Source organism: Acidobacteriota bacterium (genome assembly GCA_039028635.1).
Classification (GTDB): Bacteria; Acidobacteriota; Thermoanaerobaculia; order Multivoradales; family JBCCEF01; genus JBCCEF01.
In genome coordinates this window covers 67,504-79,041 of record JBCCHV010000024.1, presented here as the reverse complement: position 1 = coordinate 79,041, position 11,538 = coordinate 67,504, and the positions used below count along the sequence as shown (strand labels likewise).

General features: G+C 66.6%; 10 protein-coding genes. 9 read left to right on the top strand and 1 reads right to left on the bottom strand.

Annotated features, from left to right (window positions below; genetic code table 11):
• Positions 1 to 263: 263 nt before the first annotated feature.
• The 6 genes from AAF604_11745 to AAF604_11720 all read left to right on the top strand — a co-directional run bounded on the left by AAF604_11745 (position 264) and on the right by AAF604_11720 (position 5,611).
• A complete protein-coding gene (locus tag AAF604_11745; protein ID MEM7050327.1) occupies positions 264 to 761 on the top strand; it encodes a 4a-hydroxytetrahydrobiopterin dehydratase in 498 nt (165 codons plus the stop codon).
• A 35-nt stretch (positions 762 to 796) separates the two neighbouring features.
• Positions 797 to 1,138, top strand: a complete 342-nt coding sequence (locus tag AAF604_11740; protein ID MEM7050326.1) for a hypothetical protein — start codon at positions 797 to 799, stop codon at positions 1,136 to 1,138.
• A gap of 34 nt (positions 1,139 to 1,172) precedes the next feature.
• Positions 1,173 to 1,964 carry a hypothetical protein gene (locus AAF604_11735; protein MEM7050325.1) on the top strand — a complete coding sequence of 264 codons (792 nt, stop codon included), beginning with the start codon at positions 1,173 to 1,175 and terminating at the stop codon, positions 1,962 to 1,964.
• Positions 1,965 to 2,271: 307 nt separating this feature from the next.
• On the top strand, positions 2,272 to 2,859 hold the full coding sequence (locus AAF604_11730) for a hypothetical protein (protein ID MEM7050324.1): 588 nt from the start codon (positions 2,272 to 2,274) through the stop codon (positions 2,857 to 2,859).
• A 75-nt stretch (positions 2,860 to 2,934) separates the two neighbouring features.
• Positions 2,935 to 3,243, top strand: coding sequence for a hypothetical protein (locus AAF604_11725; GenBank protein ID MEM7050323.1), 309 nt, complete (start codon positions 2,935 to 2,937; stop codon positions 3,241 to 3,243).
• Between the two features lie 13 nt (positions 3,244 to 3,256).
• A complete protein-coding gene (locus AAF604_11720; GenBank protein MEM7050322.1) occupies positions 3,257 to 5,611 on the top strand; it encodes a hypothetical protein in 2,355 nt (784 codons plus the stop codon).
• A 45-nt stretch (positions 5,612 to 5,656) separates the two neighbouring features.
• On the opposite strand, the gene AAF604_11715 is transcribed toward AAF604_11720, so the two are convergent.
• Entirely contained in the window at positions 5,657 to 6,295 is a 639-nt protein-coding gene (locus AAF604_11715; protein ID MEM7050321.1) for an outer membrane beta-barrel protein, read from the bottom strand.
• A gap of 469 nt (positions 6,296 to 6,764) precedes the next feature.
• Between AAF604_11715 and AAF604_11710 the strand changes: the two genes are divergently transcribed.
• Genes AAF604_11710 through AAF604_11700 form a run of 3 tightly spaced genes read left to right on the top strand, consistent with a single transcriptional unit; the run spans position 6,765 to position 11,538 of the window.
• On the top strand, positions 6,765 to 8,966 hold the full coding sequence (locus tag AAF604_11710; GenBank protein MEM7050320.1) for a PQQ-binding-like beta-propeller repeat protein: 2,202 nt from the start codon (positions 6,765 to 6,767) through the stop codon (positions 8,964 to 8,966).
• Complete coding sequence (locus AAF604_11705) at positions 8,966 to 10,438, top strand: PQQ-binding-like beta-propeller repeat protein (GenBank protein ID MEM7050319.1); 1,473 nt, start codon at positions 8,966 to 8,968, stop codon at positions 10,436 to 10,438. The genes AAF604_11710 and AAF604_11705 overlap by 1 nt, the downstream gene beginning before the upstream one ends.
• Positions 10,435 to 11,538 carry a hypothetical protein gene (locus AAF604_11700; protein ID MEM7050318.1) on the top strand — a complete coding sequence of 368 codons (1,104 nt, stop codon included), beginning with the start codon at positions 10,435 to 10,437 and terminating at the stop codon, positions 11,536 to 11,538. The genes AAF604_11705 and AAF604_11700 overlap by 4 nt, the downstream gene beginning before the upstream one ends.

The following is an 11,538-nucleotide window of genomic DNA, read 5'->3' as shown; positions in this document are numbered from 1 at the left end:
GGCCGCCGAGCACGTCGCTGAAGACCTCCCCGGCGACCTGCGACCTAGTCCAGCAGTGCTACGCGGCGGCTTACGCCGCCGCGATGGGAGCGGAGGCCCACGACGCGCGCTTCTTGGGCCGGAGAGGGGCACGCAGCCCCTCGCGGAACAAACAGCAAGCAGCGCTGAAGGAGGACGCGAAGCGGACTTTTCAGCAGCCTGCGACTTTCGCCGGGCGCTTCGAGGTGCCCTGGAATTCACCTGATCTTTTCGAGGAGCGAGCCGTGAAGAGTTCTTCCGAGTTGTCGACCCCGTGCCCTCCCACCCGTTACTACCAGGTGCTCTGGCAAGCCGGTCTGGCCGCCCTGCCGGGTCCGGGCGATTTGCCCGACTACCTCAAGCCGGAGCGCATCCAGAAGTCGCTCGAAGGCGGCCTCGGTGCCCAACTGGCGCTGCCGGCAACTGCCGTCGGCCCCTCGGCGGAGCCCACTCAGGCGACGGTCATGAGCCTGGAGGACATTTTCTACGTCGCCGAGGAGCTGCCGGGCTGGCACCTGGCGGATGACAACCGCGCCTTAGTGCGGGGCTACGTGCTGCCCGATTCGGAAGCCGCCGTGGCCTTCGCCGCCTTTGTGGCCGGAGTGACGCAGGCCTCGGGGGCGATGCCGTCTTTCGCCGTGGTTCTGAACACGGTGTGGGTGGTGTTGACCGACCCGGTGGCCGGCGGCATTACCGCCGCCGAGGTGGCCCTGGCCGGCCGCCTGCACGAGGTCACTTGTTGATGTCGGGGCGCCGGGCAGAGGCCGCGGATCCGTTCATGGCAGCGGTGCCTTCGGCGGTGCGCGAAGGGGTGGTGGTGCTGCTGCCCTCGGCCGAGGACCAAGGGGCCCTCCGTTGGCTCGGCCGGGTGCTCTATGAGCGAGCCGTGGAAAGCCCGGCGTCCCCGGCGGTGCTGGCCTCGGTACAACCCAGCCTCTCGGCCGCGGCGGTGGATCTATGGGCGGTGGCAGGAAGCCTTCAATCCCTTGGGCCACCACCCCCGGAGGCCGCGGCGCGAGAGGCCCTGCTCGTGGCCCTCGCCCATCGTCATGCCGCGGTTCTCGCGTTGATGGCGCGTTCTCTGGAGCGGGCCGCCTCCGACTCTCCGGCCTGCCAGTGATGCACAGCTCAAACCCCACTCAGGAGACTGAACCATGCCCTCGAAGATGGTGACCGATCGCCAGAAATCATCTCTCGCCGTGGAAGCGGCGGCCTCCACCCACGCCGCCGAGGTAGCGGCGACGCTGACTTCTCGCCTCGCCGAATGGACGGAAGGGGAGGAGACCGTGCCCGACCTGGAGCTCCTGCAGCGCCTCCTCGGCCGCCTGCTGGCAGCCCGCCGGGCCGCCATGGTGGCGGCCGACGAGTCGCACCTCGATGAGCTGGCCGACGACTCGGAACCACGCCGCCTGCGTGATGAGCGCGCCGACAAGCTGCGGGTCAACTTGCGCGCCCTGCGAGACCTGGCGGAAGGCCTCTTCGGCGAGGGGCAGGGGCAGGCACTCGGCCTCGAAGGGCCGGTCTCGGCAGACCCAGTGGTGCTCGAACGCCAAGCCCGACGGGCGATGGAGCGGTTGGCGGATGAGTCGGTTCCCCTCCCGCCGACGCGCATGCCGTCGCTCCAGGTCGACCGGGCCGACTGGCTACAAGTTCTCGAACCCGACCTCACGGCTCTGGCGGACGCCCTCGCCCAGGTGGCGCGGGAACGGCGAGAAGCAGAATCGTCACTGCTGACCAAGCAGGGCCGCATTGCCGAGTACGACGAAGCCTTCCTCGGCGCCGCGCGATTGCTCGAAGCGCTCTACCGGACCGCCGGTCAGCCGGAGCTGGCCGACCGGGTGCGGCCTTCGAGCCGGAGACCGGGCACTACCGTCGCCGATCCGGAGCCCACGGGCGCGGAATCCGAAGACGATGCGACGACGTCGAGCGAAGGCAACAACCCGTGAGCTGCAGCCGCGAGAAACCCGCAACGGGGCGATCGCCACGGCGGGACTACCCGCCGTGCCACAGCCGCCCCGCCCTCCGAAGAGTCGAGAGGCAAACCGCCGAAGCCGGTTTGGAGTCTCTGAAAGGAGTTGGCGCTTCCCAAATTCGGCGACCGACGCCCAGAAGGGCTTTGGGCTTTCCGAGAAGCCGCCCAAGCCGCCAAAACGACGGTTGGCGGCGGAAGACCCACAAGATTGGCGCGAATCCGCCGATGGGCGGCCGCAGGTTGCCGCCTCGAAGGCGTTCCGAGCCCCAGGGGTGGGCGCCATGAGCCCTGCCAAGGCCCGCAAGCCTCGCAACAGCAAGCCAAGTCGTCCTTCAAAGAAGCCCGCGGCCAGTACCGAAGCTGATCCGCTCGCCAACGCCTTTCATCCCCGCTTCCTCGCCTGGATCAACGACCTCGAGCTGCCCCACACCAGCGGCGAGGCCGCCCACCGCGGCCCCTGGAAGGTCGAGCCCTCAGCCCATGGCACCTGGGCCGTACTGCGCCAGGCCGAAAGCCTCGCGGCCGGCGACCCCCCTCGGCTCGAGCTGCAAGACCGCCAAGATGCCTTGTTGGCGGCGGCCGCCTTGCCGGCCCTCGGCCGCGGGGACAGCTACGCCCTCGCCGAAAGGCAAGAGGCCGAGCAGAAGAAGGCTGGCGCCGACCCCATCGGCTATCGCCTACTGCGCAGCGGCCAAGCTGCCGGCCACTGCCGCCACTTTGACCGCGAGCTGATCGAGTACCTCCACGCCCTGCGCACTCTCTGCCTCTATCCCGAAGCGCTCGCCCACCTGCTCGAAGCGGCCGGGCACGAAGGGCTTGTCCAAGCGGGACGCATCCTGGCAGCGCAGGTCGGGGCTGGGGAGGAGTAACGCGATCTTACGAAATTTAGACAACCTTGCATTTCAAGCCGTAAGGACTAGTGACCTCAACCGAAAGGAATGCTGATGAAAGAGAAACCTGCACCGTTCCGTCCTTCCCTCGCGTTTCTGATGCTCGCCCTCAGTCTTTTCATTGGATTCTCCGCTGCAGCCGACGAGGTCCCAGCCCAAGAAGACGTCACGCCGGTTTTCGTCCCCGGAGTTAGCGCCGGCGGTGCGGCAGGCGATGCCAAGATTTCCGAGCACGAGCGCTGGCCGACCATCTTGGTCAACGCGGCTTGCTACAACTCCGGCAGTTGCTGGGCTTGCTATGCGCGTCCGGGCAGCGAGTGCAACTGGCGGCTTTGCTATTCGTTCTACTGCGAAAGTGAGTAGTCGGCCTGTCGCCATGACTCTTCGAAGCGCCACCTTGCTGCTGGCCCTGGCGGCCTGGCCGGCGGGAGCGGCGGAGGTGCAGTTTCACTTGGTCGCCCAGGCGGACTGGGAGGCTGGTCGGTTGGATCCTGAGCACTACCTGCCAGTGGGCGAGGTCTTTCTCTACCGCCTCGGCTCCTATGAGCCGGAGATCGTGGCCCCCCTCAACGAACCCTTGGCGGTGCCACCCGGGGAATGGACTTGGGTGGCTGAAGCACCGGGCTTCGTTTCCATTCAAGCAGGTGCTTTCGCGGTAACCGAAGAAGAGTCGCCAGCCAAGGCCCTGGTTTGGGAAGGCATCCCGGCATGCCAGGTCACGGTGTCGGCATTGCTTGATTTTCGCCGCTTGGATCGGTTGGATGTCGTCTCCTTGCCCCACGGGGCGGCCTTTCCTTTGGTACCCAAAGTCAAGGAACGGGCATGGGTCCCCGCGGGTCGATTCTTGACCTACGGAGTGACGAGAGGAGGGCTGACGGGAGTCTCGGCGATCCGGTCTTGTGCTGCGAGCGAGTCGGTCGCTGTCGCGCCGCCTCCGCCACCCGCCGTCGGTCGCCAAGCCCTGCTGTGGTCCAGCTCTTTCTCGGAACCGTTGGATCGGTCCCCCCTGTCGATAGCACTGGTCGCCGCTCGCCAAGGGTCCGCGCTGGCGACCACATTGCCCTCGGCGGTCACTTGGTCTGCCGGCAGAGTCACGGCCTTTTTCATCGATGCCCCGGCCAGCGAGGCACTCTGGCTGGATCTGGCCCATCCAGCACTGCGCAGCGAGCGGCGGCTGCTCGAACCGCGCTCTGGCGAAGCCTGGGAAGTGCCGACGGCTGCCTTGCGCGAGCGGGTGGACTTGACCTTCGACCTCGACTACCGCCCGCGCCGCGAGCATCACCGGGCAGAGCTGGTGCTCTATCGCTGCGGTGCGCAGCGAGCCCGCAGCCCCAACCTGGAACACCAGGGCTGTCTCGAAGTAGGAGCCCGCAAGCGTCTGAAACCGGGCTTGCACTCGGCGACCTTTCCTGCTCTCGACACGGGGCAGTACTTGATCGATGCTCTGATCGATGACGAACGTGTCCGAGGACTGGGCAACTACCTCCAGCCCTATCTCGGCCCGGAAGCCACCGAGTTCACGCCCCAAGGCCCGGCATGGCTCTGGGAGATGGAGGTCTACGGAGAGATCACCCTCGAAGGCGATCCGGTCGAAGGCTGGGTACGCCTCGAGACACCCGATTCCGGAACCTCCCCACACCGCGACTTCCCCACCGGAGACGATGGCCTTTATCGCCTGTTCTACTTCGCCACCGTCGCCAACCGCTTCGACCTCGGGTCTTCGGGGCTCCCCCTGGAACTTCTGGAGCGGCCCGAGGACGAACGCATGGGGTTGTTCTCGCGACGCAATCACCTCCAGGCGTGCTCGGCCGAAGGCTTTTGCAAGGTGTTTCACATCACGTCGTCGCTCTTGGGGGAGGGTCGGCTGGACCTCGAAATCGGGCCCGAAACTCAGCTCTCGGTCACCGTACGGAACGACGAGACGGAAGAAGCCCTCGAAGGGGTTTTGGTGAGTTACCGGCCGGCCGCGAAGGCGCTGCGGTTCGTGCACGGCCGCCAGCACCTCGAAGACGCCGTCGATGCCCACGCAACGGGTGCCTTCACCGACTCCACTGGGCGAGTCCAGCTTCAGGGCCTTGCCGAAGGAAACGTGGACCTGACACTGCTCAAGGATGGCTTCCGCCCAGCCGCCCGGAGTCTCTCGATACGGGCCAGCGAAGGCCATGAGGTCGAAGTCGGCCTCGTACCGGATCGCCGCGATGCGGGCACCGAGCTGGTCTTGGCGGACGGCAGCCCGGCGAGCCGGGCCGCGGTTCTGGTCTACGACCAGGACCAGCGTTGGAATCGGTCTTGCTCCCGAGGCGCCAATGGAGCTGGCCGAGTCGAGCTACCCGAGGCCTGTTCGGAGAACACCCACGCCTTGGTTCTCCATCCTCGAGCGACGACCATTCGACTCCCGATCAACCAGCTCCGACAGTCGGGATCTGTCCACTTGCCACCGACTCCCCTGCAGCCAACGCTGGTGAAGGTCGTCAACTCACAGGGCCAGCCCGTTGCCGGCGTCGCCTTGGAGATCGAGATCGATGGCCTTCCGCTGTCGCCGAATGCGCAGGTCTTCGCTGCTTCCCGCCACGGGCCGAGCTCCTACGCCATCACCGCTGCGGACGGCAGCGTCGTCCTGCGAGGCATCGATCCCATCGCGAGCACCGTGACCCTGAGGGCTGCGGGTTCTGAGGAAGCAATTCCTCCCGGAGTCCATCAGGTCGTGCTAAAGATCGCGGATGGGCCTTAGAAAATCGCCGCCCCGGAAGCGAAGCCTTCCGGGGCGGTATCGTGATCAGAACCCGAAGCGATAGCCGAGGGCCAGGCTGCCCTCGAAGTCGGTGCCGCTGAGCTCTTCGATCCAGCGCGCCTTGACGTCCGGCCGCAGGTAGAAGGACGGCCCGAGCTCGATCTCGTAGCCGACACCGGCGTGCAGTGTCAGGGAGTCGTCGGAGACCTCCGCTGCATCCGAAATCACCAGCCCGCCGAAAACTGTCGTTGAGGCCGATGCTTCGGCGTCGACGAAAGCCCAGCCAGGGCCACCGTAGAGCGAGAAGGCGCCGTTCCCCCAGCTCGGGTACCAGACCGCCGAGGCATCGAAGAACAGGATGTCGGTGTCGACCCGGACGGTCACCGAAGTCGGTAGCTGGCCCGGCAAGGGAATCGGCAGGGTTGGGAAGGGCGGCAAGGCGACGGTGCGGCTTTCGGACGAGCTGAAGCTGGTCAGGCCGAGCCGGATCGAGAGCTGATCATTGATCGGTTGAGCACCGCGCACGCCATAGACGGTGTCGTCATCGAGAAGCTCACTGTCAACCGAGAGCGTTCCGGCGAAAACTTCGATCTGGCGACTCTGCGCCCAAGCCGTCGGCGTCAGCGACAACGTCACCGCGAGAAACAGAGCCAGCGGAACCATCCATCGGGTCCATTTCGACATCTTCGTGCACCTCCCAGAAGTCATTACGTCCTCCCCATCGCCATGGCAGATCAATGCCCGCTTATACGCGCCTCGACGGCCCAAGTTCTTTGGCACCCACCCGCTGGGCAAGGTGCCCTCGATGCCTGACATGCGCGAAAAGCTCGCCGCCGAGATCACCGGATCCGAAACGGAGTCGTGGCTCGACCGGCCATGGGTCGCGCCCATGCCACCGCAAGACCGGAGTCGTGAGATGCTGTACAGGTCCGAAGTCGGTGTAGCCCCCCCGGTCACCGGCAAGTTCCATCAACCTCGTGGCAGGTTCAGGCGCCCGCCGTGGCGGCCGCCCTCGGCGCCCGATTGGGCGCGACGGCAATCCCCCCGGGGGTGGATTTTTTTGCCTCCATTTGGGGTTGAACAAACGGACGATGGTTTTCGTACAGCCGTAGTAGGATTGCAGTAGGCCCACGTTTCTGGAGACCCGCACGACATGATGGACAAACTCTCATCCAATCGAGCCTCGCTCTTGGCGCTGCTGGTCGCGGTCTTGCTGACCGCGCCTGCCGTGGGCGGCGAATGGCCCCACTGGCGCGGCCCTTCCGGTAATAGCGTGTCTGCCGAGACGGGGTTGATCTCGTCCTGGTCGAAGGACGGCGACAATCTCCTCTGGCGGGTCGACTTCACCGGCCGCTCGACGCCCGTCGTGGCCAAGGGTCGAGTCTGCGTCACCGGCCGAGTCGGCGAGGGCGTGGACCGCCAGGAGCGCGCCGCCTGCTTCGACGCCACCACCGGCAAAATGCTGTGGGAGAGGCGCTTCAACGTCTACCACACGACGGTGCCCTGGACTCGCGTCGGCTGGGCCAATCCAACCCTCGACCCGGAGACCGGCCTGCTCTACGTGCAGGGCGTCGGTGGCCTCTTCTTCTGCCTCGACAGCAAGGACGGCCGCATTGTCTGGTCGAAGTCGCTGATCGAAGAGTTCGGCTTCATGGAGGGCTACGGCGGCCGCACCCAGACCCCGGTGATCGACGAAGAGCGGGTGATCATCACCTTCGCCAGCACCAACTGGGGTGCACAGGCGCGACCGCTGCACCGCATGTACGCCTTCGACAAGCGCAACGGCGAGCCCATCTGGGCCTCCTCGCCGGCGTCGTCGATGGCCGACAAGAACACCCAGTCGACTCCCGCCATCGCCGAGATCGACGGCCAGCGCCTGCTGATTCAAGGCAACGGCGGTGGCTCGATCTTCGCGGTGCAGTCACGCACCGGCAAGAAAGTGTGGGAGTTCAAGCTCTCGAAGCGCGGTATCAACATCTCGGTGGTCGTCGATGGCTCGACGGTCTACGCCAGCCACAGCGAGGAAAACCTCGACGCCCCCAACATGGGCCGGGTGGTGGCGATCGACGCCACCGGCGAGGGTGACATCACCGCCAGCCATGAAAAGTGGCGTGCCGCCTTCGGAGTCGGCTTCTCGTCGCCCCTCTACCACCAGGGCCGCCTCTACGTGGTCGACAACAAGGCCGACCTCCACGCCCTCGACGCCAAGACCGGGCAGCAGCTCTGGGAGTACTCCCTCGGCACCGTCGGCAAGGCTTCGCCGGTTTGGGCCGATGGCAAGCTGTGGATCGCCGAGGTCAACGGCCGCATGCACATCCTCGAGCCGGGGGACGAGGGCGCCCGCTCCCTCGACCTCGAAGAGCTTCACATCGGCGAACGCTACGCCGAGATCTACGGCTCCGTGGCGATCTCCGACGGGCGTATCTACTTCACCACAGAAGAGGGTCTCTACTGCCTCGGCAAGCAGGGCGCGAGCGAAACCTTGAACGCCGCTCCGGTCGCCGATGTGCCCACGAAGCCGATCTCCGGCAAGGCCTCGCAGCTCCAGGCGCTGCCCGCCGAAACCGTGCTCGGCCCCGGCGACGTGGTCGCCCTCAGGCTGCGCTCCTTCGACGCCAAGGGCAACGCGGTGGGAGAGACCACCAAGGCCGAATGGAGCCTCGACGGCCTCCAGGGAACCCTCGAAGGGCATCGCTTCCGTGCCGACCCGGAGGTGCCTTACCAGGCTGGCCTGATCGTCGCCAAGGTTGGCGATCTGACCGCCTCGGCGCGAGTGCGCGTAGTCGCCGATCTGCCCTACAGCGAAGACTTCGAAGGCCTCGCCGTGGGCAGCAAGCCGGTGCACCAGATCGCCTACCTGCGCGCCTGGGCGGTGGAGGAGCGCGAAGGCGGCAAGGTGCTGGCGAAGAACCCGTCGCCGGCCAAGCTCAATCGCCACCTCACCTTCCTGGCACCCCCGACCTGGAGCAACTACACCATCCAGGCGGACGCCCTCGGCACCCGCACCGGCCGTCGCCTGCCGGACATCGGTCTGATCAACAGCGGCTACAGCCTCGACCTGATGGGTGCCCACCAGCGCCTCGAGGTGCGCTCCTGGGCATCGGCCCTGCGCATGGCCGAGAAGGTCGACTTCAGCTGGGATCCGGAGACCTGGTACACCCTCAAGCTGAAGGTCGAGAGCACCCAAGAAGAGGCCAAGATCCTCGGCAAGGTGTGGAAACGGGGAGAGCCCGAACCGGCCGAGTGGACCATCACGGTGGTCGACCCGCACCCAATCCGCCAGGGCAGCCCGGGACTGATCGGCTACTCGCCGACGCCGCTTTACTACGACAACGTCGAGGTGACGGAGAACTGATGATGCGCAAGACTTTTTCCCTGTCGGCCTTGGCCGTCGTCCTGCTTTCGAGCCCCCTGATGATGGCCGCCGACGAGGTGGCGATGTTCGGGGGCACGCCGTCTCGCAACATGGTGTCCGACGAGAAGGGCCTGCCCACCGAGTGGGACCCCGACGAGGGCACCAACGTGCTGTGGAGTCAGCCCCTGGGGTCGCAGTCCTACGGCGGTCCGGTGATCGCCGGCGGCAAGGTCTTCGTTGGCACCAACAACGAGGGCAAGCGCAATCCGGCCATCGAAGGCGACCGCGGCAACGTCATGGCCTTCACCACTGACGGTGAGTTCCTCTGGCAGTCGGCCCACGCCAAGCTCGCCGCCGGGCGAGTCAACGATTGGCCGCTGCAGGGCGTCTGCTCGACCCCCTACGTCGAAGGCGACCGCCTGTTCTATATCTCCAACCGCGCCGAGATCATCGCCGCCGACGTCGAGGGCTTCCGCGACGGCGAGAACGATGGTCCGGTGACCGACGAGGCGTTGAAGAGCGACATCGACGAGGACGTCCTGTGGCGCTACGACATGATCGGCGAGCTCGACGTCTTCCCCCACAACCTCGCCGCCGGCAACCCGATCATCGTCGACGACCTGATCTACACGATGACCGGAAACGGCGTCGACGAGGGGCACATCAACATTCCGTCACCGCTGGCGCCGAGCTTCATCGCGGTCAACAAGAACACCGGCAAGCTGGTGTGGGAAAGCGACCTGCCGCGCGGCAACATCCTCCACGGCCAATGGTCGAACCCGGCCTACGGCGTGGTCGCCGGCCGTCCCCAGGTGGTGTTCCCGGGCGGCGACGGCTGGATGTACTCCTTCGAGCCCAAGACCGGCGAGCTGCTGTGGAAGTTCGACACCAACCCCAAGGACTCGATCTGGGAGCTCGGCGGCTCCGGCACCCGCAACAACCTGGTGTCGACGCCGGTGATCCACGGCAAGCACGTCTACATCGGTGTCGGCCAGGATCCGGAGCACGGTGAGGGCCCGGGCAACCTGTGGGCGATCGACGCCACCGGGAGCGGCGACGTCACCGCCACCCACGGCACCTGGAACCGCGGCGGCGAAGAGTTCGGCCGCACCATCTCGACGGTCGCCATCGACGACGGCCTGATCTATGCCGCCGACCTCACCGGTCGCCTCTACTGCCTCGACCTCGAGACCGGCGAGCATCACTGGACCTACGACGCCTTCGCCGCCATCTGGGGCTCCCCGTACGTCGCCGACGGCAAGGTCTACCTGGGCGACGAGGACGGCGACATCGCGGTGCTCAAAGCCGGCAAGAAGATGGAGCTGCTCGCCGAGATGAACATGGGCAGCGCCGTCTACACCACCCCGGTGGCCAAGGACGGCGTGCTCTACGTGATGAGCCGCAACCGCCTGTTCGCCCTCAAAGAAGGAGCCGGCACCAAGGCGGCGGCCAAGGACGAGGCGGCGAAATGATCGCCAGCCCCACCGCCGGCTCCGGAGCCGACCTCGAGGCGGCCGTCGAGGCCGCCCGCGAGCGCCTCGATGCGCACGTTCGGGAGATGGTGGCCTGGCACTTCGATCCCGCCACCGGTAGCCCCTTCTGGCTCGAGTTCGCCGCCGGCCTCGACTTCGACCCGCGCGACGAGATCGGCGGTTATCGCGATCTCGCCGTGCTCGGACATTTCGAGGACGAGTGGTTGCGCGGCGGACCGGTGCGGCGCTGGGTACCGAAGGGCCTCGAAGGGCGGCCGATCGCGGTCTTCGAAACCGGCGGCACCACCGGCACGCCGAAGAGCCGGGTGAACATCGAGGACTTCCGGATCGACTACGAGATGTTCAGCGACAGCCTGTCGGACGAGAGCTTTCCGCCCGGCGGTGATTGGTTGATGCTCGGTCCCACCGGTCCGCGCCGCCTGCGGCTGGCGATCGAGCATCTCGCCCAGCACCGCGGCGGCATCGCCTTCCACGTCGATCTCGATCCGCGCTGGGTCAACCGGCTGGTCGGCAACGGTCGCCTGCGCGAGCTCGAGGAGTACAAGGACCACATCACCGATCAGGCCCTGAAGGTCCTGCGGGCGCACGAAATTCGCTGCCTGTTCACCACTCCCAAGCTGCTCGAGGCGCTGTGCCGCCGGATCGACCTCGCCAAGGCCGGCGTCCGCGGCATCTTCTGCGGCGGCACCGAGATGAACGCCCAGTTCCACCGCTTCGCGCGCGAGGAGCTGGTGCCCGGCATCGACTTCGTGCCCACCTACGGCAACACTCTGATGGGACTGGCCCACTCGCGGCCCTTCGACCCGGCCGTCGGCGACTACTCGATCGTCTACTACCCGCCGCAGCCCCGGGCGGTGATCGACCTGGTCGACCCGGACGACGCCACCCGCACCGTCGACTATGGCCAGACCGGACGGGTGATGCTCACCACCTTGACCCGCGAGTTCTTCATGCCGCGCTTCCTGGAACGGGACGAGGCCGAGCGCGATCCCCCGATGGCGCTCTATCCCTGGGACGGCGTGCGCGACCTGCGCCTGTGGGCGCCTCTCAAAGCGACCGTTTCCGTGGGGGTCTACTGA

Bases quoted from the DNA above. Each gene is read 5' to 3' on its own strand.
- AAF604_11725 (MEM7050323.1), top strand. From the start codon at position 2,935: ATGAAAGAGAAACCTGCACCGTTCCGTCCTTCCCTCGCGTTTCTGATG.
- AAF604_11720 (MEM7050322.1), top strand. From the start codon at position 3,257: ATGACTCTTCGAAGCGCCACCTTGCTGCTGGCCCTGGCGGCCTGGCCG.
- AAF604_11705 (MEM7050319.1), top strand. From the start codon at position 8,966: ATGATGCGCAAGACTTTTTCCCTGTCGGCCTTGGCCGTCGTCCTGCTT.
- AAF604_11730 (MEM7050324.1), top strand. From the start codon at position 2,272: ATGAGCCCTGCCAAGGCCCGCAAGCCTCGCAACAGCAAGCCAAGTCGT.
- AAF604_11710 (MEM7050320.1), top strand. From the start codon at position 6,765: ATGATGGACAAACTCTCATCCAATCGAGCCTCGCTCTTGGCGCTGCTG.
- AAF604_11735 (MEM7050325.1), top strand. From the start codon at position 1,173: ATGCCCTCGAAGATGGTGACCGATCGCCAGAAATCATCTCTCGCCGTG.
- AAF604_11700 (MEM7050318.1), top strand. From the start codon at position 10,435: ATGATCGCCAGCCCCACCGCCGGCTCCGGAGCCGACCTCGAGGCGGCC.
- AAF604_11740 (MEM7050326.1), top strand. From the start codon at position 797: ATGGCAGCGGTGCCTTCGGCGGTGCGCGAAGGGGTGGTGGTGCTGCTG.
- AAF604_11715 (MEM7050321.1), bottom strand. From the start codon at position 6,295: ATGTCGAAATGGACCCGATGGATGGTTCCGCTGGCTCTGTTTCTCGCG.